Origin of the sequence: Bradyrhizobium iriomotense, from assembly GCF_030160715.1 — a bacterium.
GTDB lineage: Bacteria > Pseudomonadota > Alphaproteobacteria > Rhizobiales > Xanthobacteraceae > Bradyrhizobium > Bradyrhizobium iriomotense.
The window spans coordinates 199,526-223,493 of the sequence record NZ_BSOW01000015.1; the positions used below are offsets into that span (position 1 = coordinate 199,526).

The window sequence follows — 23,968 nt, forward strand, 5'->3', positions numbered from 1 at the left end:
ACACTTCGGATCGACGGAGAGCGCGCATGTTGGCGCAACGGACAGCCTTGTTCAAATCTTCTGGTACCGCTGCGGCAAGGGCGGCCGCCAAAGCAGCTGCTGCGACCGGTAGGGAAATCATCGATCTGACCGCCGGAGAGATCTGGAGCCACACGGCGCCATTGGTGCAGGAGGGCGCGATCGCCGCCATTAACTGCAACCTCAACCGCTACACTGATACGCTCGGTCTGCTGGAGTTACGCCATGCGCTTGCCCGCAAGATTTCCGCAGAAACCGCCCAACCCTGGTCGGCAGATGAAATCGCGGTGACGAGCGGCGCCATACAGGCGCTCTTCAATACGGCCATGGCTCTTCTGAACCTCGGGGACGAAGTGCTGATCCCCGCACCCTACTGGACCACTTTTCCAGCTCAGATCATCGTTGCCGGTGGTACGCCCGTCTTCATCGAGACGCGGCACAGTAAGTTTGTGCCGAGGCTTGCTGACCTCACGGCGGCCGTTACACGAAAGACCAAGGCGATCGTAGTCAACACGCCGAACAATCCGACCGGCGCGGTTTATGACCGCGCCACTCTTGCGGGCATTGCCGAACTTGCCATCGACCGGAAGCTCTGGATCATCGTCGATGAATGCTACAGGACCTTCGTCCACGCCCCACATGTCCATCATTCGATCGTGTCGGTGGTGCCCCGGGCACGGGATCGTACCTTGATCGTTAATTCGTTTTCCAAATCGTTGGCTCTAACCGGCTGGCGGATTGGTTATCTCGCTGCCCCCAAGCCGGTAATCGGCGCAGTTAAGGCGCTCCAAAGCCATACAACTTCCAATCCCAATGTTATCGCGCAGCATGCGCTGCTCCATTACCTGAAGTCCGGCGATATGGCCTTTCAACTGCAACTGGAGCGTCAGCTTGCCAACGGCCGGGAGCGTGGGCTGTCGATCCTTTCAGCGCTGAAATTGGTCCCTCAGCCGATCGCCCAAGGCGGGTTCTACTTCTATCTTGATCTCGGCGACCTGCAGCGATCCGCCAAGGCCAATGGCCGCGACCTGAGTGCCGATGATGTCGCTAGCGCGCTACTGACGGATGCCGGTGTCGCAACAGTCTCAGGCACAGCCTTTGGCGACCCCATCGGGCTACGACTGTCCTACGGCATCGATCGAGACCTACTCGACAAAGGCTTGCGACGCCTGACCACAACTCTAAACACTTGGAACTGAATTCTCGGCCCCGCAAGGGGCCTGGAGGTTAACCTCATGCCTGACAAGCCAAGTCACGTCGTCGTCCGTGCAGCGGGGCTCAGCTCGCGCCTGCGCGACCATGGTAGAGATGCGGCCAAAGCCTCTGATCGAACTTCATTGCAGGCCGATCTTTCACAACACACCCGGCAATCTCGCCGCCCTTGGCGTTGCCGAAACAACCATCGTAGTTGGCTATTGAACGGGCCATACGTTCGCGGGCTGCGGCAACTCATTCAACTGAAAAGTACGGGACCGGCCTTAACAGACCGGTGGAGAGTCTCTGCGCCTGGGAATGACGACGCGATATCGTGCAACAATGAAGGTGCTTGAAATGGCTACCGATGCGCCGAAGAAAGCCATCATTCTCGCCGCTGGTTTCGGCTCTCGCCTGCGACCACTGACTGATCTGTGCCCGAAGCCCCTCGTCGAAGTCAACGGCACTCCGATCCTCCACAACGCCCTGCGAAACCTGGAAGCAGTCGGCGTCGAAGAGGCGACAATCGTTGTCGGCTATCGCAAGGACGCCATTCAGTATTCCTGCGGCAGCTGCTTCGGCGGACTTAAGATCAACTATGTCGAGTCAACCGTGTTCGACCGCACGGGCAGTGCCTATTCCCTTTGGCTGGCGCGTGATGCGCTTCTTTCCGGAGACTGCTACCTATTGGAAGGCGATGTTTTCTTTGAGGAGGATACGCTTCGCTATCTCAACGTTATAGATGCATTCGACGTTGCCGCGGTTGCACCGTTCGAGCCGAGCATGCAAGGGTCCGCTGTAACGCTCTCAGAGAATGGACTTATTTCTGCGTTCTGTCTGAAGCAGACCGCAGTAACCCTTGACGGGAATGGCCTGCCACTTTTCAAGACAATGAATATACTGCGGTTTAATTCCGTTACGCTGAGAAACACGATTGTGCCTGCGCTGAACGACTTAATCGGGTCAGGGGCGACGCAGGCGTATACTGAGGAGCTGCTGGCGCATCTCGTCGAAAGCCGCGGTCTGCAGCTTGCGGCGGCGCGCTGTGACGATCTCCGTTGGTACGAGATCGACAGCACCGACGACTTGCGCATTGCTGAAAGCATCTTCTCGACAGCATCGCTCGACCCGCCAGCCGCGTCGCTTGAGCATCGGATTGGTGGCTGAGGGAACCTCCCATGTTTCGTCAGCTTCTCGATCCGGCCAACGCCGTGACTGCAGCAGGTCTTATGCTCTCAGTCATTGCTATCAACGTTGCGATCGTCGGCCGTCTGGAAGCTGGAGTCGCCATCGTGCTCTGGGCGTTGCTTGCCGATCACCTCGACGGCGTCGTCGCCCAGCGAACGCAAGGCCGTGCTGCGGAAACAGGACAGATTGGAAAAAATCTGGATTCGCTTGCCGATCTTGTGAGTGCCGGCATCTTTCCGGCAGTAACGTCGATGATCGTGGGCCATGGTTCGACCGTGACCGTTGCGGCAGGAACCGTTCTCGTTGTCGCCAGTGCCCTGCGACTAAGCTATTTCAACGTATTTGGATCGCCGGGAGGTCGGTTCATCGGGGTGCCGACCACCTACGTGGTCCCGGCAACCGCGATTGTATTCCTGCTCCGTTCGGCCATCCCCGAAGCGATCTTCCCTAATCTGTTTGCGTTCGTCCTCGTTGTACTTGCCGTCCTGCACGTTGTTCCGCTCCGAGTGCCGAAGACGGCTGGCGTCATGTATCTCGTTGTCACCGCGTTCTGTGTCGGGGCATCTATCGTATTGGCAACAAGAACATAAAACGAGCAACGGCGAATTGATTACGCGGAGGAGTTGATGCCTGATTCCGGCCTGAAGCGTTCGATCGACCTGACCACGGCCCTGCCGCCTGCTCCGCACTTTATCCACGAAGCGCTCGAAGAGGCGTTTCGGCAAATTTGTGCCTCGGATACGACCGCAATGGATATCCGTCGGAACCGCCCGGGAGGAACAAGAGAAGATATTGAATGTGGAGCGAGCTGGCTTCGTGGCCGGTTTGGGCAAGCCCTCGACCCTGAACGCATTGTTGTGACCAATGGCACGCAGAGCGCGTTAAACTTATTATTTGGAGCAATCGAGCCCGGAGCGACCCTGTTCACGGAATCACTCACCTATGCCGTGTTGAGGCAACTTGCCACGCGCGCTGGGTTGAAGCCCGTCGGTCTGCCGGTTGATCAAGAGGGTATCATTCCCGAAGCTCTTGAGGAGGGCTGTCTCGAATCATCGGGCCATCGAGTGTTGTTTTGTAATCCTACGGTCCATAATCCAACGACTGCGGTGATGGGGGGCGCACGAAGGATCCTCCTCGCGGAGACGTGCAGAAAACATGAGATTACGATTATTGAGGACGATGTACTAGGCTTTCTGCATCCCGATGCGCCGCCACCCATAGCAGCTTTTGCGCCGGACATTACGTGGTATTGCATGAGCGTCTCGAAGTGCTTCGCGATGGGTCTGCGAGTTGCTTACCTAATTGCGCCGACGGCTGACCGCGCGCGAGAACTGCTGGCACCGGTACAGAGATTGTCCTCGTGGTTTCCGAACGCTCTATCCTCTCTCACTATAAATCATTGGATCCGCACTGGCCTTGCGCAGCAAATTATAGATGCCCTAAGGGCGGATATTCGCGAACGACATGAGGTCGCATCCAAGATCTTGACGGCTGCCGAGTACGTGACGAAGCCTGGATCCCTCCACATTTGGGTGCCGCTGCCGGACCGTATCGAGCAGCACGAGCTTGTGGACACCGCAAAGACCTGCGGCATTCTCATACGTCCTGCAGAGGTGTTCGCTGTCAGCGACCTCCGAATACCAAACGCGGTCCGGGTATCGCTCACGGCACCGCCGACCACCAATGACCTCGTAGTTGGGCTTTCAATCCTGGACAAGATCCTCGGACGAGATGTTCAAGAGATCGCGGACGAAACCGGGCCCCTGACGGCAAATGGCTAGGCAAGGCGATATGCATCAAATATCGATAGCACGCGTTCCTCTTTCGGTGGTTGTTCCGTTGCGAGCATCAGAACTCCGGCCCGAAAGACACCCCAAGGACACCATTACGTCTGGCGATGTTCAGGCGGATAGCATTCACGTCGCCGCGACATCGCAAGATCAAGTCGTCGGAGTTGCATCGGCCGTTAGAGAGCTAGCGCCGCCTCCATTGGACAGCGCCGCCGCTTGGCGCATTCGTGGCGTCGCAGTTATCAGCCGTTTGCGTGGAACTGGACTTGGACGCCAACTGGTTGAAACCGCGTGCAATCTGATCACCGAGAGAGAAGTCTCAGTCTGGCTTTATGCACAAGAACGCGTCGGCGGCTTCTACGTGAAGCTCGGGTTTGCACTGGTTCTTACCGGCGTGCCGCATCACATCTCCGGGCTTGTCGGACTATATGAGCTGAAGCTCGGCAATCGGGCTGAAGCAAGCTCAAAGCAGCTCCGCAGCAGGATGGCGTGACGATGGATACTGCGATCCAATGGGGAGATTTCACGACGAGTGCTCATGACTACAGCCAACGCCCGCCGCATTCTCCAGAATTGCTGAGAACGCTCGCTGCAGGTCTTCGTATCGAACAAAAGCGACGACACGTGGTTGATTTGTGCGCAGGGACTGGGAATTTGACAGCGACGCTGGCGGCGCTCAACCTTAAAGGATGGGCGGTTGAGCCAGAGGCGGTGATGCGCGACGAGGCTCTGCGTCTTCATCGCGGGGACGATTTGTTCGAATGGTGCTGCGGAACGGCCGAAGAAAGCGGGTTGAACAACGAGAGCGCGAGTTGGATCCTAATCGGAAACGCATTTCAGTTCCTCGACGCGCAGCGAACGCTCAAGGAATGTAATCGCATCCTTAGACCAGGCGGTTTCCTCACGGTGCTCTGGAACCCAAGGGACCTACGGGTAGACGCCTTTCAGCGTTCTGTTGACGAACTCGTCCGGGCGTCTTCCACTGCCATCACTCAGACATTTACAAATGCGGAGAAGACGGTCGAGCCTATCGGGACGTCCCCATATTTCGTGCCCTTCATTTATTGCGATTGCGTAGATTGGCACGAGATTTCACCGGAGACCTTCATGGCGACTTGGCGATCGGCACATTACGTTCCAAGCCAAATTGGACGCACGGCATGGCTCGCTCTTCTGGAGGACATTAGCGCTCGGGTCAGCAGCGTTCGATCATTGAGGACAGCCTGGCGAACAAGAGCTTGGACTTACAAAGTAACAAAGGCTGAGGATCCAGCGGGACAGGGCTTGAATGGTCTCAGTCCAGCCGGACGATGGACCCTACCGCTTTTGGGAGGAGATTGCGTGGCTCAGGTCAGTTAGAGGCTCCTTGAGGCTGATATCTGGAATGGGCCTCGTCTACGAGGCTGGCAGCAAAGGGTCCTATGCCAAGAGATAACCGCTTTGCAGACGGAAAGTCGTTGTCGGTCTTCCTCGATTGGACTTTGTTGCCTCTGTCTGCCGCTACCACAGGGATCCTTTTCGCTTGGCTGCTATACTACAGCAGTTACGGTTTCAATCTCGGCAGCGAAGGTCTCTACCTCAACTCGATCGCGAACCCATTCGCCTACGCAATCAACATCCCGCCATCCCTTTTTGGCTTCGTCTATCACTGGCCATATCAGTGGGCGGGTGGCGACATCGCAGTGCTTCGTATGGCGAACGTCACGCTCACGATGGCGCTGGGCTGGATTCTTAGCTTCCTCGTGATCCGGCGCTTCTGGACAGTGGATTGGCCGCGTGCAGCGGTCCTATCGGCAGGGATCGCCAGCTTGGCATTAGTCAACTTTCACAGCACGCTGTCGCGCACCCCCAACTACAACACACTGACCTTTCACTCGCTCTTGATGGTGATGATCGGCTTGCTGCTGGCCGATCGGCCAGGGCGCATCCGACGGGTCTCGGGGTGGATCCTGGTCGGCGTTGGCGGCTGGTTCTGCTTCATGGCCAAGCCGACCGCCGCCGCGGCCATCGCCCTGGTCGTTATGCTTTATGTCGTCGTTTTACGGCGAAAATCGCTGCTGCCCATGCTTGGCGCAGGGCTGGTCGCCCTCACTCTGCTGACAGTTACCGCCTACGTGATCGACGGCGGCATCACCGGGCTTGTGACCCGTATGCTCAACAGCGCTGACGTGGAATCCCTGCTGGACGCCCGGCACCGCGTGTCTCTCATGTTTCGGATCGACTGGCTCGAGACCAGTCCCGCGCAGCTCGCTTTCACTATCTTAACGGCGATCGCCCTTCTGCTAAGCATTCTCGTGGGATCTAGGCACAGGTTGCTCCCGTCACTAGCTGTCGCTGCGGTGTCGATCGTAACAATTACTATTGCAGTGCTGGGGGCCGATCCGATCAGCATCAAGCTCTCGACTCTTTTCCTTGTGCCGGCCTTCACGTGCGTTGGTGGGATATTCTATCGTGGGGGATTGGTTCTGCGCACCCAGGCTCCCACCAGCATCGCTCTTGCGCTAACCTTTTTGGTCCTGCCGCACGTGTCCGCGCTGGGCTCCAGTGTCAACTACTGGTGGGGTGGTTCGAAGGCCGCCTTGTTCTGGATGCTCGCGGTCATTGCCTTCCTGAGCCCTCTTGCGCAAAAGGGACGCTGCGTCGTCGCCACCCTCCTGCCCCTAACAGCGTTGGCACAATTGTTCACTGCATCAGTGATCAATGATGCCACCCTCAGGCCGCGGGGGCAGGAGAACGATCTGCGCGCTTATGCCGCAGTTACCCCCCTGGCGCGCGGTGGAACATTGGTACTCTCGCAATCACTCAGCGATTATCTAGCCAGGGCCAGAGCCCAGGCCCGTCCGGTCGGCCTTGAAGTCGGTACCTCGGTGGTCGATCTCTCTGGCCACTCTCCGGGCCTTCTGTTTGTGCTCGAAACACGAGCGCTCGGTCTACCATGGCTGATCGGGCCCCGGGACCCCGTCGAAGCGCACTTTGGGCAATCAAGGCCGCTCGTGCCATATGCGGGCAGTAACGCTGCCGCCGCGGAAGCGCTCGGATTCGAGAACTGCGCCGATCTGGCCAAGGCATGGGTACTGATCGAGCCGGAGGGACCGCATCATCTTGATCAAGCCGGTGTCATGGCCTCCTTTGGAGCCCGTCAATCGGACTACGCCGCTGCCGCTGCGTTCGAAGCCCCAATCAATGACGGGGATAATCCGGATGCCTACAGACAGTCTTTGCTCAAGCCCGTACGCCCCGCGGCGGTTGCAGAGCAATCCTGCCGTGAAGCCAGGCAGCAAAGGCGGGATCGTCAGAAATGGAGCCGATGGTGAAAGCTGTGATCCTCGCGTGTGGCCTTGGAATCCGAATCTCCGAGGAAACCTACCCGGTACAGAACAAATCTTGACCATGACCGCGCGATTCTCGGCCGCATAACGAGGCCCAGCAATCGTAATCTGCGAAGACTGTTCATTCAGGAAGCGAGAACCATATCTGAGGCGCCCAAGCTGGCCCAGGCTTCCAAGCCTGGATGGAAGCAGCAGCGTCCAAGCGCCTCACTCGAATGTGCCACAAACTAGCGCGCTTGGCCTGAAGCAATGCTCGCAAGGGCGTGACGACGACGCGGAAGCGCACAACATCCCGCCGAGGGTTTATGAGACGGAAAGGACGAATGGAGAAACGATTCCACCGACGCTTCTGAAGCCTGCTTCGACGCCATGGGCCTTGTTAAGGCCGACGAGCCACTAGCATTCCTCTGGACATTTGTGAGCAGCTGTATCTGTGGTGCGGGCTGGCTTGTTGTGCAATCAGTATTTGTTAGTGGCTGGCTGCACTCTCAGGCAATCAAGTTAGCTTGTCCCATGCTATCGCCACCATTGACCATCAAAGCCAAGTATATCAGGAAATCTTGCCAGACCTATCATAGGTGGTGGCTTGCTCACGTTGGACCTTCATGTTAGGGACCGCATTTAAGCGCATTGAACCTTGACCGCCGGACACGAAACGCGATGGACGAATGGATCGATTTTTTCGATTCCACGCATACGATCTATGCGAGCAGGCTGCAGGGCGACCCGCATTTTGAGCTCATCGCGCGCGACATCATCGGCTACATCCGCTCGCCCGACGCCGTGGTGCTGGACTACGCCTGCGGCGAGGCGCTCTCGGCGGCGAAGGTCGCGGATGCCTGCGCCAAGCTCTGTCTGGCCGAGCCCGCGCCTGGCCTCCGCGGCCGGTTGGCCGCGCGCTTCGCGTCCAACACCAAGATCCGCGTGCACTCGCTCGACGAGCTCAAGAACATGGACGAGAATTCGGTTGAGCTCGTCGTGATGAATTCGGTCGCACAGTACATGACGCCGGCCGAGCTCGATTCCGCTTTCGACGTGATCCACCGGCTGCTGAAACCGTCGGGCCGCTTCGTGCTCGGCGACATCCTGCGGCCCGAGGTCGGCATGATCAGAGACGTCCTCGCGCTGTTGTGGTTCGCGGCAGCCCACGGCTTTCTGCGCGATGCGCTGGCCGGGCTGATCACCGCATCGCTGTCCGACTACCGGCACCTGCGTAACCGGATCGGCCTACAGCGCTACGCCGAAGACGAGATGATCGCAAAGCTTGGCTCGGCCGGTTTCCGCGCCACGCGCGCGCCCCGCAACATCGGCCATAATCCATGGCGAATGACTTTCGTGGCGCATCAATGACCGGCGGTTGCACCGAACGTTAGGATTAATCGGCAAGGTACGTGGCCGGCACGGGAAAATTGGCAAATATTCGTTCGGCCCGGTGACGGCAATCCGACACCGCCACGGCCTTGTTCGATATACTCCTTCGCTGAGCGGGAGAATGCCGATGTAGCGGATCGAGGACGATCGACCCTTCACGTCGATCGTCGAAAAGCAAAACCTCACCGCCGCTCGCCGTCATCTCGGGCGCTTCCCGCAATCGGTGAGCCCTCCTTGGCCGCGTTGGATCGTGACGTCAGCGTCGAGGCTGATCCGCCGCAGTCGCCCGTGAAGAATGCAGATTGCCGCGAGAGATAGGAGATAGGCAGAAGCCATCTCGATAGAGTATTCGATTTTGCAGGATGTTGGGCCGCGCTTTCTTACGCCAGCGTCATGACCGGGCGCCTAAGCCTAAGCACTTGCAGAAACTCTAGAATGTGGCAATGATAACTACGGTAATAATCGCCGCGATGGCGATTGCGCTGATACGGTCCCTCAGTGCAAAGACAATAGGATCGTCGTCCATTTGGCGTCGGTGCGCCATCATGAGCGCCCTGCCTATCCAACAGAGAAGAATTGGACAGATGAGCCATAGTACCTTTGGATGTCGATAGAGCATCCGCACGTCGGACGATGCCACATAGAATGCAAAGATCGTGACAGCGTTCAAGCCAGCCGCAGCAGCCAGAGCGGCAATGACATCAAGATCGCCAATCTTGTAGTTGCGGCCTGAAAGATCCGGGAGGCCGCGGTCGAGCCTCGTCGCCAGTTCAACGTAGCGCTTGATTAGCGCGAGCGATGTGAAAATGAACAGGGAGAAGCTGAAAAGCCACTCCGAAACCTGAATTTGAGCTGCCAGGCCACCTGCAACAATGCGTGTCGTGTAGAGCATTGCCAGCACCACGACGTCCACAAGCATTTTGCGCTTGAAAAAGACAGAATAGGCACTCGTTAATACAAAATAGCCAACCAATACGCCGACAAACTCAAGTGAGACTATAGTTGCAAGCATCAGCGAAAATGCGAGGAGCGCAGGAGCCGAAAGCAAGCCGGTCCGAAGTTGAAGAAGGCCGCTCGCAAAGGGTCGAGCGCGCTTACTAGGATGCGCACGATCAGATTTAAGATCTAGTAGATCGTTGAGAATGTAAACGGCTGATGCGCAAGCACAAAAAGCTAGAAAGGCGATCACATCTGTGATGAGGCGAGCCAGCGTAAATTGATGCGAGGCTGCCAATGGTACAAAGATCAAGAGATTCTTCACGTATTGACGGAACCGAAGAGCCTTGAACCATGCCCGCGCGCCCGCATTGCCGTCATCTACTGCGACGTAGTTGCCCTTGAGCGCGACAAGCCGACGTTTTACGGAGTTGGAAAGGTCAACGCCGTAGGCCTTGTCGGCAGTCTCCCAGACCGGAAAATCTGAGGGAGCGTTCCCGATGTAATCAAATCCATTCTTACCGAATGCAGCTGTGAGTATCTCGGCCTTCAAAGGTCCCGACAAATTTGTTTCTGCGTCAGAAGCAAACCAGCCGTCGAAGACGCCCAAGTGATCGGCGATTGCCTTCGCGTGCTTCGCGTTGGCTGCGGTAGCTAAATAAACTTTTCTGCCCCGCGCTTTGGCAGCTTGGATTAGGTCCATAACGCCGGTATTGTATGGGAGAGTGGCATAATCCAGTTCGGACGTCTGGGCAAAATAATGCTTTACGGCGGCTTTGCTATCGGCGCGTAGCGCTGCAGAAGTCGCGCGGAATCCAAGAGGCAGGACGTTCAAGAACGACTCATATAGCACGTCCGTAAGCAGCAAGGATCTGTCTAGATCTACTACCAACGGTTTCTCGCGCAGAAACTCGGCGGCTTTAGCTATCATCGCTCGCGCCGGATGCCGCCGGCAAATTTCGGTAAAACGTTATCCAGTTTGATCGCGTGACCCATAAAGGCGATGCAACCGTCACGATCGACCACGAACCCGGTGGGGCTGTCGCAAGAATAACTGGGGTCCAGCCATAGTTTGTTGATTTCGCCCATGTAGTCGAGCGCGGTCCGATAGTTTAGCTTAGCTAGAGTTTTCGTGAACCACGCGTTTAACTTGGTTCGAACATCGTCCGCAGTGCGAGCGTGTTCATGGGCAGCGGCTCCAATAGCCTGGAGTCCAGCGTTTTTGTACTTCTCTTGCAGCTGTACCAGCTGGGACATCGTCGCCATACATTGCATGCTCGCGAGGGAATGGCCGCACAGCCAGCTGTCCACGTTGATTAGAGGAGCAAGTGATTCCATACGAAGCGCCATGTTGATCTCCAAATCCATTACCAACGACTTCGTACGTGAGCTTGCTTCTCTCAAAAAGGGCGCGCGTCGTCTTCAAAGGGAAGAAGAGTATCACTCGTTTTGCGCGTCTATGCACGCCTCGCCACTCACTCATTGCTACATCTCATAGCAATAGCCATGCCAGGGTCGTTCGCGTACGGTAAGTTTCTGATTCGTTTTGAAAGAGTTTGTACGGAGCTGACAACGGCCCGTGTTTTTGACCGAACAGCCATTGTACCGTTGTCAGACACCGAACAAGGATGAGCCGTGGTTGCGGAGATTTCCGTGCCACTCTCCGTAAGAGATTGGCTACGCGTTGACGAGCGATAGTCACTCAGCAGTTTCTTCAGCTTGCTATTTCTCCTCCTCGCACAGCTTCAACCGCGCATCTCCGCCGGCAGCAATCCGTCGTAATCTTCTTTTAGTTGAAATACGTCGCCAGGCTGCTCCAGTCCTTCCAGCAGATATCGGCATATAGAACCGGCGCGGCCCGGCGATCGCCGCCCATCCCAGCGCTGGCTTCCGCAATGCCCCCGCCCCTTTTGCCTTATCAGCCGACCTGGCTCTTCACGAAATCCTTCACGATAGAGATGATGCCGCGTGCGAGAAGGCTGTCGAGTGCATCGATGAAGGTGTCGACGTGGTCGCACGAGCAGATCAGCGGCGGCTCGAGTCGGATGACGTTGCGGTTGTATTCGGTGAAGGCCACTAGCACATCGTAGTCGCGCAGGAGCAGCGCCCCCACGAAGCCGGAGAGCGAGCCCTTCAGTTTATCGTCGAGCATGCTGACCACCGACCTCAGCGCCGCCGGCAATGTCTGGCTGAAGTCCTGGAACTCGATGCCGATCATCAGGCCCCTGCCCCGGACCTCCTTAATGATCTTCGGATATTTCGCCTGCAGCGCCCGCAGTCGGTCGAGCAGATAGGCGCCGGTCTCTGCGGAATTTTCGATCAGGTTCTCGTCATAAAGGACGTTGATCGCCTCGACCGCGGTGATGCACGCTTCGCCGATGCCCCCGAAGGTTGCCTGGGCATGGATCATGGCCGTCTTCGGCGTGCCGTAGGCCTTCATGTAAACATCGCGACTGGCGATCATCGCGGCCATGGCGCTCTTGCCGCCACCGAGCGACTTCGCCAGCGCCGTGATGTCCGGCACCACGCCGTAATGCTCGAAGGCAAAGAACCGGCCGGCACGACCGAAGCCGCATTGCACCTCGTCGGCGACCCAGATCATGCCGTACTGGTCGCAGAGCTTACGCAGCTTCTGCCAGTATTCGGCGGGCGCCTGGACGATGCCTCCGCCGCCCTGGATCGTCTCGAGCACGATTGCGCCGATCTGTGGGTCGGAGTCGAAGGCGCTCTCCACCGCGCCGATATCACCGAACGGCACGCGCACCGTATTGTCGTTGAGCCGGAACTCGGCACGGTAGAGCTTGCCGTCAGTGACGGCGAGCGTTCCCTTAGTCTTCCCGTGGAAGGAATTCTCGGCATAGACGATCTTCGGCCGACCCGGTCCCATCGCGCGCTCGGCGAGCTTGAGCGCTGCTTCCATGACCTCGGAGCCTGAGGAGCCGAAGAACACCATGTCGAGGTCGCCCGGCGAGCAGGCAGCGAGGTTGTGTGCAAGAGCCGCCGCATACTGCGACATAAAGGCGATCGCAATCTCGTGCCGTTTCTCCTCCTGGAATTTGTTCCGCGCCGCGATGACGCGCGGATGGTTGTGGCCGAGCGCCAGAGAGCCGAACCCGCCGAAGAAATCGAGTATCTTCCGGCCGTCTTGGTCGTAATAATACATACCCTCGGCGCGCTCGACCTTTATCTTGTGGAAGCCGAGCAGCTTCATGAAGTGCAGCTGGCCGGGATTGATGTGAGTCTTGAAGAGGTCCGTCATCCTGTCGACGGACAGCGCCTTGGCGTCCTCCATCGTCATCAGGTCCGGCCGTGCGACTGGGGCGGGCGCCAGTCCGGGCGCCTCGACCACCGGGCACGCATTGTTCGTCGGAGACTTGGTCATCGGAAAACTCTTACTCGGCCGGAATGTGTTTGCGGCGACCTTGCCGTCCTTCTTGGCGCGGTATTCGCTGTAGGCCGCGATCAGCATATCCTCATCGCGGTCTTGCGGTACCCACCCCAGGTCCCGCTTGCCCTTGGCGACATCGAGCACGCAGACCTCGTCAGCGATTAAATACTGCTCAGGCTCCATCAACGGCATGTTGACGAGATCGAGCAAGTCGAGCGTGCGCTTCACCGCCCGGGCGGGTGTCCCCAGCAGGATCGATTTCGAGCGTGCGTGCCTGATCAGGTCGCCAAGCAGCTTGCGCACCGGTGGCGGGTTAAGCGAGCCGAGATTGTAGGCTTCGTTCGGCACGTTCGCTTTCCAGGCGAGCCGCGCGGCTTCTGCGCAGTCGAACACGGAGATGAACTGGTAGGGGTTCTTGCCCGAGCCGATCATCGGCACCGGAAGGTTCCAGTCAATCAGCTTGAACAGCTTCTCCAGAATACCGAGCCGGCCAGGGCCGATGATAAGGCGTGGTCGGAACAGCGAGATGCGCATGCCGCGCGTGCGCCATTCTTCCGCCAGTTCTTCGGTCTTCAGCTTCGACAAGCCGTACTCGCCAAGCGGACGGACCGGATGCTCCTCGGTCATCGGATGCGCGACGGTGTGGCCGTAGATCATGTCGGTCGTGAAATGGACGAGCCGCGGCGCATCCACCTTCGCCATGGCTAGAATGATGTGCTCCGTGCCGTGATAGTTGACCGGCCAGAAGAACTCATGTCGCTTGGCGCGCACTTGGATTGGCGACAGCATCTTGGCGGACAGGTTGTAGACCATGTCGTCGGACTTGATACCAACCGCCGAGACCGAAGCTGGGTCGGTCACGTCGCAACGCACGAAACGCACCTTGCCATAATGCGGCAGGTCACTCTTGTTGATGTCGGCGACGACGACTTCCTCGCCATCGGCCAGCAGCTTTGGGGCCAGGTGCCGGCCGACGAAGCCGTCTCCACCGAAAATAATGTGTCTCACCGTGCGAGCTCGCTTGTCTTGACGGTTTCAGGAGTAGTCGTCGTCGCCGTGGTCTCCGTGTGGCTGGGGCCGCTCTGGACGATCAGCGCGGTGCCGATGCTGATGAACCCGATGCCAGCGATGCGGAACGCGTTGAGTTCCTCGCGGAACATGAAATAGGCGAACACCGCCACATAGGCCAGGCTGAGGAACAAATAGGCGAACGACAGCTCCACCTTGGACAGCATGTAGAGGCGGGAGGCCATGGAGATGACGACGATGGTGGAGAGACCAAGGAAGACCCATTGAACACGATATGTACGATCTTCAGGATCGGGTTGAGGCCAGCGAAGGACTGTGGCCCGAGCTGCATCACGCCGTATTTCAGCATGAGCTGTGCAGCGGCGTTCGTCAGAACCGTAAAGAGTAGGAAGCGATACATTTCACGTCTCACCCACCGGCGTGCCTTCAGCCGCCGGCCCAATAACAACCGATGACGCGATTCAATTTGAATGAATTCGCGCTGTAAGTCTCCCACCCGAATTCGTTCGCTCAGCCGCGAGCGCCCTTCTTGCCTCCGTCGACAGCCGCACCGCTGTGCGCCGCCAGAAATCGGACAGGAAGGCAGGGTCGCGATGCGCCTCGAGGTTGCGCCAGGCCGGAAACGAGGCTGCGAAGACCTCCGGCGCCATCCGTGCGTCCTTGTAAGGGTTTACCGCGCCGCCGGCCTCGATGGTGATTCGATCGAGCCGCTCCATCAGCGCGAGCGTCTCAGCTCCGCGGTTCGGAAAATCAAGCGTCAGCGTGTAACCCGGCCTTGGGAATGAGATGAGCCCTGGCGAAGGGATGCCGCCGAAGCGCTTGAGCACCGTCAGGAAGGAGCCGTGGCCGGCCTCTCGCGCCGCAGCGAGCAAAGCCGGAACGGTCTTGCGAGCCTCACCTTCTGGAATGACGCTCTGGTGTTGATAGAGCCCTCTCGGCCCATAGAGCCGATTCCAGTGGGCTATGCCATCGAGCGGGAAGAAGAAGCCTTGGTAGCCGATCTTATGCTTGCCGCGCGCCTTGCTCTTCTTCCAGTAATAGGCGCCGTTGAACGGTTTCAGGAACGGCCGGTTGAGCACACTCACGGGCACCCGGAACGGCACCGCAAGCACCATTCCCGCGGCGCCCGCCTTGCGCGCGCCGTATTCGGCATGGTTGCCGCTGATCAACAGCCCGCGCCCTTCTCGCTGGCCGGTGGCCAGCTGGTCGGTCCAGGCAACAGCATACTCATTGGCGGCATCGGCCGCCTCGACGAGATCGAAGTATTCATCTAGGCCGCGGAAAGGCGTGATCTCCTCCTCAATGTCGAGCGAGGGCACGCGCATCAGGCGCACGGTGGCCGAGAGGATCAGACCCGTCAGCCCCATACCGCCGATGGTCGCCGCAAAAAGCCCACACTTCGAGCCCCTCGTCAGGCGGTGGGTTCGTCCGTCCGAGGTGAGTAGCGTCAGCGCCTCGACATGACCGCCGAAGGTGCCGCGACGATGATGGTTCTTGCCGTGGACATCGTTCGCGATCGCGCCTGCCAGCGTAACGAACTGCGTTCCTGGAACGACCGCCGGAAAGAAGCCGTGCGGCGCGACGTGGGCGATGATGTCCGATAGCAGCACGCTCGCTTCGGCCTCGATCAGCCCGGTCGCAGGATCGAAGGCCAAGATACGGTTCATTGACCGCATGTCGACCACCGCGCCCTGTCCATTGAGGCAGCTGTCACCGTAGCTACGGCCGTTGCCATATCCGAGCAGCGAACCGGCCTCCGCCGTGCCAGTCTTCAGCAGCGCAATCGCGCCTTCGGGCTCGAGCACTTTCGGCGCGGCCGGATTGGTGAGGCCAAAGCTACGATGGGAGCTCATGGCATCATCATCACCGCGATTACGAGAAGTAGCGCGCCGATTCCGCCCTTGAACGATGGGGTGTATCGGCCAGATGTGGGCCCTAACCGAAAGCAATGTGCTAACATTTCCATATGCTCCGCGCGATTATCGCCGGTCGTGATCTCTATGCGGAAGACACGGCAATATGCGTGCCAAAGGCAAAATTCGTTTAGATACAACGGCAATCGATCGGACCGTCTGTGTCCCATGTCCGACATTCGTTGGCGTCGGACAATGCCAAGCGACATTCACCTGCCGGCCTGGTGGTGGAGTCGGAATGTGACGCGGTGGCTTTAGGTTGAACATATCTGTTGCCGCCTCTTTCGTCTGGCGGTGCTTTAGCAGTTCGACCATGACATCCGTTTCCACATCCACCGGCTTAGCTGGCTGGGACATTGTGCGCGACGTTGAAGCAGACTTTACCGTGCCGTTGCACAAAGAGCTCCTGTCGTGACCGGAGGCTCTGACTCGCGGCACGAAGATAGGAAGGCCAAGGAAGCGGCAAGCGCCATCGTCTTCGTTGTCAAGGACGACGCCTCGATGCGTCGATGGCTCACGAACCTTTTTCAGTCGGTGGGTCTGGAGGTCGTCGCTTTTAGATCGCCTCGCGACATGCTTGCAGAGGAATCTGCCGCATTGCCGCTATTGCAGCTCACACGGCATGCTTGGCCAAGATCACTTTGGAGACACGGGCCTTACGATAAGCAGAGACCGGCGTCGACTACCTCGAAGCCATTGGCGGTCCTACGCTCCAGAGCACGAAAATATGCATCTGGAGCCCACAGCGGTTCGATCCGAACGTCATCGATCGGCATGCGCTCGACGCCGCGCCGTCAGCCCATTGATCGGAAACGTGGCAGCCGCGCTAGCACAAGCTGCGGTCAAGATAAGCGTCGAGTGTCAATTAAAAGGCCGCAGAGCTACGCTTACGGTAGTGCGCAGTGACGCGTGGCCGAGCGAGCGCTGCACAAGGTGCGGAGGAGACAGCAGCGTCGAACGCGCTCTGGCGCAGTCCCTTCGGTGGCCGGCTGGCCAGTCCAATCAGGCGCTTACGCCTGCACCCGTTGTCGGATCTTCGACAATGTTGGACATGAGACAGAGCGCTCTGTCAGAGTGATCGTATTGTTCTTAAGCGATTTTCTTCTTTGGCACGACGCATGCAGGGCTATCCGCAACGCGCTGCGATAAGAAAACTGAGGAGAAATGATCGCCAAACGTATAGCAGGGGCATAGCATGAGAGTCTTGGCCAAACTGCCATCCAATCGACGCTTCGGCCTCGCATTTTGCGCCTTATTTCTTGCGTTGAGCGCATACGCGGCCATCAAGGGACACATCGCTGCCGCTTACGTGTCGCTCTTTGGTATCAGCGTCGCATTCGCCAGCATAGCATTGACCGTTCCGCGAATTCTCGCGCCGCTCAACCTGCTCTGGTTCTACTTTGGCGAGTTACTGGGACGGCTAATCAGCCCGCTGGTTCTGGGGATCATTTTTTTCGGGCTTCTAGTACCGATCGCCTTCATCGCTCGTTTACTTGGGCGCGATGAACTTCATTTGAAACGACGACCGGTAGCAAGTTACTGGATCAGTCGTAACCCGCCAGGTCCGACAGGTCAGTCCTTCACACGACAGTTCTGAGACGCATATGTATCTCTTCATCACAGAACTCTGGGCTTTCATGCGCGTTCGCAAAAAGATGTGGCTCGCACCTCTGGTTGTTCTCATGGTTGTCATAGCTGCTCTGCTCGTTCTGGCAGAAGGCTCTGTCATTTCACCCTTCGTTTACGTGCTGTTCTGACCAATGCATATCCTGGGTATCTCAGCTTACTACCATGACTCTGCCGCCTGTCTCGTCTCAGACGGCGAACTGGTAGCTGCTGCGCAAGAAGAGCGCTTTACGCGGAGAAAACACGATCCAGGCTTTCCTGCCTATGCGGCTCGTTACTGTCTTCGCGCGGGAAGGTTATGTCCAGCCGACGTCGATTATGTAGTGTTCTACGACAAACCCTTTAGCAAGTTCGAGCGGATATTTGAAACCTACCTAGCTTTCGCGCCAAGGGGATTTAAAAGCTTCGCAATGTCGATGCCGATTTGGCTAAAGGACAAGCTGTTTCAAAGAACGCTGATCTCGGAGACGCTGAACGAACAGCTAGGAAATGATATTGATTGGTCGAGTCGACTCCGTTTTTCAGAGCACCATCTCAGTCATGCCGCGTCGGCGTTCTTCCCATCGCCATTTCACGAAGCTGCGGTGTTGACGATGGATGGCGTCGGAGAGTGGACGACAACCTCGCTTGCGATCGGTAGGGGAAAGGAACTATCGGTCTTCCGGGAAATCCATTTTCCGCATTCTCTTGGTCTGCTGTACTCAGCGTTCACCTACTACAGCGGCTTCAAGGTGAACTCCGGCGAGTACAAGGTTATGGGACTGGCACCCTACGGCGAGCCAAAGTATTTGGATCTGATCAAAGAGCATTTGATCAACATCAAGGAGGACGGGTCATTCCACCTGAACATGAGCTTCTTTGATTACTGCACCGGACTAACGATGACCAATGGTCGGTTCGACGCGCTATTTGGTGGTCCGGCGAGACGACCAGAAAGTCGGTTGACGCAGAGGGAGATGGATCTGGCGGCCTCCATTCAGGCCGTTACTGAGGAGGTCGTCCTAAAGCTTGCTAGAGAAATTCGGACCACAACCGGGCAGAGAAATCTCTGCCTCGCGGGAGGAGTAGCGCTTAATTGTGTTGCAAACGGAAAGCTCCTGCGTGAAGAGCTCTTTGATAACATCTGGATTCAGCCGGCCGCCGGCGACGCCGGCGGCGCAGTGGGCGCAGCACTCGGCGCCTACCATCTCATGCTTGAAAAGCCCAGGAGCATCCATTCGGGCGACAGCATGAAGGGCGCGTATCTTGGGCCAGAGTTCAGTCAGCGCGAAATCGAGAAGAGTCTAAGAACGGCCGGCGCGGTATTCACAACCGAATCGGATGAAGTACTGATCAGCAATGTCGTACATGCGCTCGTCGACGGTAAGGCGATTGGGTGGATGCAGGGGCGGATGGAATTTGGCCCGCGAGCGCTTGGCGGCCGTTCCATCATTGCCGATCCCCGCTCACCGACTATCCAGAAGCAGCTAAATCTCAAGGTGAAGTATCGCGAGTCTTTTCGTCCATTTGCGCCGAGTGTTCTACGAGAGGACGTGTCGCAATGGTTTCAGCTGGATTTCGACAGCCCATATATGCTCCTTGTTGCGGACGTGATAAGCACGAAGCAGTTGCCCATGTCAGAAAAGCAAACGCAGCTCTTTGGCATCGATAAGTTGAACGTCGCGCGGTCGGAAATTCCAGCCGTCACACACGTAGACTACTCCGCGCGAGTGCAGACTGTGCATCACACGACTAATCCGCGGTTTCATAGATTGATATCGAAGTTCAAGGAGCTGACCGGGTGCCCCGTTCTCGTGAATACCTCGTTCAACGTGCGAGGTGAGCCGATCGTTTGCACCCCAGAGGATGCCTTCCGCTGCTTCATGGGAACAGAAATTGAACTGCTGGCTATCGGCAATTCGCTCTTACGGAAGGAAGACCAGAGTAGAGCGTCGCTGAAGGACTATCGTAGTTGCTATGAATTCGATTAAACGAGGCGTTTCTTTAGTAACCCAATTTCCTGAAGCTTTTCGACTGTCTGTAAATTGAGCAAATCCTCCTTCGGAAAACACCTATGGAAGCAAATGATGCGTTACTTAGAACGACCCGAGCGAGGAAGAGGGTTATTCGGGTGGCCGCCCTGTTAAACGGAATATGGGTGGTTCTTGGTGTTGCTCTTCTTTTATTGATGAGTCTGGAAGTATTGTTGACCTCCTACTACGAGAGAGCTGACAAAGAAGAAATTGTAAGTGCCGCTAAGGCTGCGGCCAATGCTGACGTATATGCAAATGCCGACTTAGCGGAAGGGTACTTCAAGGAATTCAAGGACGCTGCACACTGGCCGCTCCCGTGGGCTTCATATACGCAATCACGCGCGCCAGACTATACGGGTAAATTCATAAATGTAAACGAAGGCATCAGAAGAACGTGGAATTCCGGGACAATCAACGATGATAGGAGCGCCAGGTTAAGAATATTTTTTTTTGGCGGGTCGACCTTATGGGGGTATGGATCTAGGGACGACTTCACCATTCCCTCTCTTGTCGCCAAAAAGTTAGCTGAAAAGGGAACTGGCGCTAAAGTCACAAATTATGCAGTTGGTGCGGATGTAACTACTCAAAGCTTGATTCGGTTCGTTCTCGAATTAAGAAAGCGGAATGCCCCCGATTTGGTGGTCTTTTACGGCGGACGGATGGACGCGTTCTCCGCATGTTATGAAGGAAAACCGGGCGTTCCGATTGGCAGCTCAAACCTCGAGAGAATATCTTCTGACAAAGAGGCAAAAGCGCGTGTAACCATAAAACTAGAAAATTTTGCGCTCACAAGACTGCTCACTGGCAAAAGGAAGTTCGTAGGATGCTTGGAAAAATTAGATGCGCTATCCGACGGAGCTCTAGAGGTCTATCTGGGAAATGTTCGGTTTGTAAAGGCTATTTCAGAGAGCTTATCCTTTAAAACATTGTTTTACCTTGAGCCCCAGTTGTCCGATAAAACACACAGGACAAAATATGAGGAGGATCACCTTCTAAAATCGGAGAAACGGCTTCCAGGAAGAAACGATATTTACTCTCTGATGAGAAGCAAGTTGGTCAAAGAATATGAGAGTTCGGGGCAAAACGTGATTCATGATTTACATGATATGTTTTCCGATGTTGCTAGCCCAATTTACATCGACGGCTCGCATTATGGCGAGGATGGAAACGAGCTGATATCGCGGAAAATTACAGCCGACATACTAGCACTGTATGCGCCCGCGAAGTGAACAGCACCGGTCGCGTAGGGGGACGCAGGTTACCTCACGTTACCGCGTTGCGGGAGGCTGTCGCCTGCTCCCGCAGACCGTACCGTGCGGATTTTCCTGGAAACTGTATCGCTTTGGTCGAAACAAGTCGATAGCGCAGTCCTAGAGCGTGCTGTTTTTGTACGGAAAACATATCCTGAATTTCAGAAATAGCTGGCGCACTCGCGGGTGGAGAAGAGATCCAGGAGATCGCCGACCTTTCGCCAGGTCGCCTCGACGTCGCGCTCTGCGGCTCTCAACCAGGTGTTTGAATTTGGCGAAGACCTGATCGAGCGGATCGAGGTCGGGACTGTAGGGCGGCAGGAAGAGCAAATGCGCTCCCGTGGCGCCGATGGCGTTGCGGGCCGGCTTGCCCCAATGACTGCCGAGGTTATAAAGGATGACGATCTCGCCCTTTACGAGAGTTGGCGCTAACGCCTTCTCGACATACAGGGTGAAGAGTTCCCCCTTGATGGGGCCGTCGATGATCCACGGCCCGCTGATCCGGTCGTAGCGCAACACCGCGATGAAGGTCATGGTCTTCCAATGGTCGAAGGCGCCGAGGCTTCGAGGCGCTGACAAGGACCCAAGCGCGGAGCCGCGTTCTGCTTCGCGCATGCGCGGCGGAAGTTCTGGGACGTCCACGTCGCGACGAAATCGCCGATTGCCGCGGAAGCGCTGCAGCGGATCGCGACGTTCTACGCCGTTGAGGATCGCATTCGCGGTTTGCCAGCGACGCAGCGAGCGGCGGCGCGACAATCCGACACCAGACCGCTGATCGAGGACTTCAAGCACTGGCTCGAGGCGCGACTGCTGGAAGTCTCGAAGAAATCCGGCCTTGGCAAGGCGATCCGCTACACCCTCAACCATTGGGAAGGCCTGACGCGCTTCATCAATGATGGGCGCATCGAGATCGACAGTAATACGGTCGAACGCAGCATCAAGCCGATCGGGTTGGGAAAGAAAAACTATCTGTTCGCAGGCAGCGACGTTGGCGCTTCATACTGCTCATCTGGTGATGCCCTTATAAAGGAAGGAGATTTTGCTGCGGATCTCGAGATATCGGGCGACGTGATCGTCTGGCATCGGCTTCGCGGCACACAGCGTCTCGCTGCAGGTCGGCATGCTGGATAATCCAGGGCGCTCCGCTGCACAGCTGCCGGGCCGGAAGAGTGCCACTGCTGACCATCCGATACGCCGTCGTGCGGCTCACCTTCAAAATGTCGGCGGCTTCATCCAACGTAACTTCGGCGCGCTCGGCTCGTTCACCCTCGCGGTAGACAGGAATGCCGTTGATGTTCCGGAGACTGCAGACGTGGGATCGTGTCCAACTCGCACCATGTGCAGTTAGCTTGCCGGCCCGATTGAGGATCGCAGCGATTGCCGTGTCCGATAATTGCCTTGCCAATACGCGAATGAGATCGAGGACATCGGCTTCGACCGTCCAGCGGGTTTGTCCGATCTTGTTCTTTTTGACCATCAACTGGGTGTGGTCGCCGCCTTGCCAGTGAATGATGAGCGCCAATGTATCGCCCACGACATCGACGATGATCTCTTTGACAAGTAGCCTGATGATCTTCTTGCGTGTCTCGATGGATGCGCCGGGACTATTCCACGCCTTGGTCAAATCCTTGCCGAGAGTCATCAGCCTCGCGTGATCCGCGGCGGAAAGCGCTGGCGTGTGCTGCGTCTGTTCGAGGGTCTCGAGCTGGACCTCCAAGTCGCGCAGTTGAACCAACTTCTCGTTCCAGCGCCGCTCCAACTCACTGGCGACCAGCCGGTTATCCGGATCTACGGCATCGTACTGCCTCCGTGCCCGGGCGGCTTCGTATTGAGCCTGCTGGATTGCATTCTCGATGTGCTTACGCTTGTCGCAATGATGCACGCTCTGGGCCTCCATTGCAGCTAGCGCCGCTTCAATCCCAAGAGGCTGTAGTCGATCGAGCACCTCTTGGGCGACAGCGCGATCGACCCGCATGCCGCCGAAGCCGATACAGTTGTCGGCCGCTTTGGTGCCGAACGCGCCGCGGCAGGCATATCGCTGTGTATTCCCGCCCTTTCCAGTGTACTGGATATGCAGGCGTCGGCCACAGCGCGCGCAACGGAATAGCCCTGGCAGCAAGGCCTCGCCGCGCCTTATGGATCCGCGACCTATATAGCTCTTCCCATTGGCGTTGTCGGCGATCAGGTGCTGATTCCTCTCGAACTCAGTCCAGGCAATGTAGCCTTCATGATGGTCGTGGATCAAAACCTCCCAATCCTTCCAATTGCGCCGGAGCGTGTCGCGCATGATCCGCTTGCGGCCATCCTTGATCGTCACGCGTGTGCCTCGCCGACCATAGGCGTAAGAGCCGGCGTACACTGGATTCGTCAGCATGTGGTGCAGTGTGTGATAGACAGGTGCCTTCCATTCGACTGGGCGTTTACCGCGACCTTGCACAATCGCTGGAACGAGAACGTTCTCCTGCCTGAACCAAATCAGCACCTGCCGGATTGACTGGAGCTCGGCGAATTTGCGGAAGACGAGCAAGATGCCGTCCTGGACGCGTCGATCAGGATCCTTCTCGATACGGTCGTCATCCGTCTTCACGTAGCCGACGGCGACGGTCAAATGGAGTTCGCCCCGTCGCGCCTTTTGGCGCATGGCCTCGACGGACCGTTGCCGGAAGATCGACAACTCCATCTCACTCATGGTGCCCTTCATACCAAGCAACAGCCGGTCATTGGGTGAGCGTGGATCATAGATTGCTTCCTCATCGACAATCAGGGTGCCGACCAGGCCGCAGAACTCCAGCAAAGTGTGCCAGTCTCTGCCGTTCCGGGCAAGGCGTGCGGATTCCAATGATCGCGCGCAGGTATTCCAATCTGATGCCGCGCAACGTTCCAATCTGATCGCGCGCAGGTGAAGCACCCGATCGTTAAGGTAA

At 57.3% G+C, this 23,968-nt stretch carries 18 protein-coding genes and 3 pseudogenes; 13 read left to right on the forward strand and 8 right to left on the reverse strand.

The annotated features are described in order from the left end of the window. Positions 1–26: 26 nt before the first annotated feature. From QQL28_RS22510 to QQL28_RS22540, 8 genes are all read left to right on the forward strand, one after another. The gene (locus tag QQL28_RS22510; protein ID WP_284268768.1) at positions 27–1,217 is read left to right on the forward strand and encodes a pyridoxal phosphate-dependent aminotransferase; all 1,191 of its coding nucleotides are present in this window, start codon (positions 27–29) and stop codon (positions 1,215–1,217) included. Between the two features lie 352 nt (positions 1,218–1,569). Next, the gene (locus QQL28_RS22515) at positions 1,570–2,379 is read left to right on the forward strand and encodes a phosphocholine cytidylyltransferase family protein (RefSeq protein WP_284268770.1); all 810 of its coding nucleotides are present in this window, start codon (positions 1,570–1,572) and stop codon (positions 2,377–2,379) included. Positions 2,380–2,390: 11 nt separating this feature from the next. Further along, positions 2,391–2,990, forward strand: a complete 600-nt coding sequence (locus QQL28_RS22520; RefSeq protein WP_284268772.1) for a CDP-alcohol phosphatidyltransferase family protein — start codon at positions 2,391–2,393, stop codon at positions 2,988–2,990. A 36-nt stretch (positions 2,991–3,026) separates the two neighbouring features. Beyond that, positions 3,027–4,181 (forward strand): aminotransferase-like domain-containing protein, encoded by a 1,155-nt coding sequence (locus QQL28_RS22525; protein ID WP_284268774.1) that lies wholly within the window; start codon positions 3,027–3,029, stop codon positions 4,179–4,181. A gap of 10 nt (positions 4,182–4,191) precedes the next feature. After that, positions 4,192–4,683 carry a GNAT family N-acetyltransferase gene (locus tag QQL28_RS22530; RefSeq protein WP_284268775.1) on the forward strand — a complete coding sequence of 164 codons (492 nt, stop codon included), beginning with the start codon at positions 4,192–4,194 and terminating at the stop codon, positions 4,681–4,683. Between the two features lie 2 nt (positions 4,684–4,685). Further along, positions 4,686–5,549, forward strand: coding sequence for a class I SAM-dependent methyltransferase (locus QQL28_RS46175; RefSeq protein ID WP_431309630.1), 864 nt, complete (start codon positions 4,686–4,688; stop codon positions 5,547–5,549). Positions 5,550–5,647: 98 nt separating this feature from the next. Beyond that, a complete protein-coding gene (locus QQL28_RS22535; RefSeq protein ID WP_284268777.1) occupies positions 5,648–7,504 on the forward strand; it encodes a hypothetical protein in 1,857 nt (618 codons plus the stop codon). A gap of 675 nt (positions 7,505–8,179) precedes the next feature. Further along, positions 8,180–8,869, forward strand: coding sequence for a class I SAM-dependent methyltransferase (locus QQL28_RS22540; RefSeq protein ID WP_284268779.1), 690 nt, complete (start codon positions 8,180–8,182; stop codon positions 8,867–8,869). 451 nt (positions 8,870–9,320) lie between these two features. Here the strand turns inward: QQL28_RS22540 and QQL28_RS22545 are convergent, their stop codons facing one another. The 6 genes and pseudogenes from QQL28_RS22545 to QQL28_RS22570 all read right to left on the reverse strand — a co-directional run bounded on the left by QQL28_RS22545 (position 9,321) and on the right by QQL28_RS22570 (position 16,096). Then, positions 9,321–10,757 carry a UbiA family prenyltransferase gene (locus tag QQL28_RS22545; RefSeq protein ID WP_284268781.1) on the reverse strand — a complete coding sequence of 479 codons (1,437 nt, stop codon included), beginning with the start codon at positions 10,755–10,757 and terminating at the stop codon, positions 9,321–9,323. Continuing rightward, positions 10,754–11,176 carry a thioredoxin domain-containing protein gene (locus tag QQL28_RS22550; RefSeq protein ID WP_284268783.1) on the reverse strand — a complete coding sequence of 141 codons (423 nt, stop codon included), beginning with the start codon at positions 11,174–11,176 and terminating at the stop codon, positions 10,754–10,756. Before QQL28_RS22550 ends, QQL28_RS22545 begins: the two co-directional genes overlap by 4 nt. 568 nt (positions 11,177–11,744) lie before the next feature. Next, the gene (locus tag QQL28_RS22555; protein ID WP_284268810.1) at positions 11,745–13,124 is read right to left on the reverse strand and encodes an aspartate aminotransferase family protein; all 1,380 of its coding nucleotides are present in this window, start codon (positions 13,122–13,124) and stop codon (positions 11,745–11,747) included. Positions 13,125–13,214: 90 nt separating this feature from the next. Continuing rightward, positions 13,215–14,222, reverse strand: a pseudogene (locus QQL28_RS22560) (NAD-dependent epimerase/dehydratase family protein); the annotation flags it as partial. Beyond that, positions 14,219–14,643, reverse strand: a pseudogene (locus QQL28_RS22565) (DMT family transporter). The pseudogenes QQL28_RS22560 and QQL28_RS22565, both read right to left, overlap by 4 nt. Positions 14,644–14,704: 61 nt before the next feature. Then, positions 14,705–16,096, reverse strand: coding sequence for an FAD-binding oxidoreductase (locus tag QQL28_RS22570; RefSeq protein ID WP_284268785.1), 1,392 nt, complete (start codon positions 16,094–16,096; stop codon positions 14,705–14,707). Between the two features lie 1,264 nt (positions 16,097–17,360). Here QQL28_RS22570 and QQL28_RS22580 point away from each other — a divergent pair. The 4 genes from QQL28_RS22580 (at position 17,361) to QQL28_RS22595 (ending at position 21,023) form a co-directional block, all read left to right on the forward strand. Further along, complete coding sequence (locus tag QQL28_RS22580) at positions 17,361–17,753, forward strand: SxtJ family membrane protein (RefSeq protein WP_284268787.1); 393 nt, start codon at positions 17,361–17,363, stop codon at positions 17,751–17,753. A gap of 7 nt (positions 17,754–17,760) precedes the next feature. Further along, positions 17,761–17,913: a DUF5989 family protein gene (locus tag QQL28_RS22585; protein ID WP_284268789.1), complete on the forward strand. Its 153-nt coding sequence runs from the start codon at positions 17,761–17,763 to the stop codon at positions 17,911–17,913. Between the two features lie 3 nt (positions 17,914–17,916). Continuing rightward, positions 17,917–19,752: a carbamoyltransferase family protein gene (locus QQL28_RS22590; RefSeq protein WP_284268791.1), complete on the forward strand. Its 1,836-nt coding sequence runs from the start codon at positions 17,917–17,919 to the stop codon at positions 19,750–19,752. Between the two features lie 83 nt (positions 19,753–19,835). After that, positions 19,836–21,023, forward strand: coding sequence for an SGNH/GDSL hydrolase family protein (locus QQL28_RS22595; RefSeq protein WP_284268793.1), 1,188 nt, complete (start codon positions 19,836–19,838; stop codon positions 21,021–21,023). Between the two features lie 141 nt (positions 21,024–21,164). Here the strand turns inward: QQL28_RS22595 and QQL28_RS22600 are convergent, their stop codons facing one another. Further along, the gene (locus QQL28_RS22600) at positions 21,165–21,659 is read right to left on the reverse strand and encodes a transposase (RefSeq protein ID WP_348522512.1); all 495 of its coding nucleotides are present in this window, start codon (positions 21,657–21,659) and stop codon (positions 21,165–21,167) included. 42 nt (positions 21,660–21,701) lie between these two features. Between QQL28_RS22600 and QQL28_RS22605 the strand changes: the two are divergent. Further along, positions 21,702–22,175: pseudogene (locus QQL28_RS22605) on the forward strand (IS66 family transposase); the annotation flags it as partial. Here QQL28_RS22605 and QQL28_RS22610 read toward each other — a convergent pair. Further along, complete coding sequence (locus QQL28_RS22610) at positions 22,066–23,952, reverse strand: recombinase family protein (RefSeq protein WP_284268814.1); 1,887 nt, start codon at positions 23,950–23,952, stop codon at positions 22,066–22,068. The pseudogene QQL28_RS22605 and the gene QQL28_RS22610 sit on opposite strands and share 110 nt — an antisense overlap. Between the last annotated feature and the right edge of the window lie 16 nt (positions 23,953–23,968).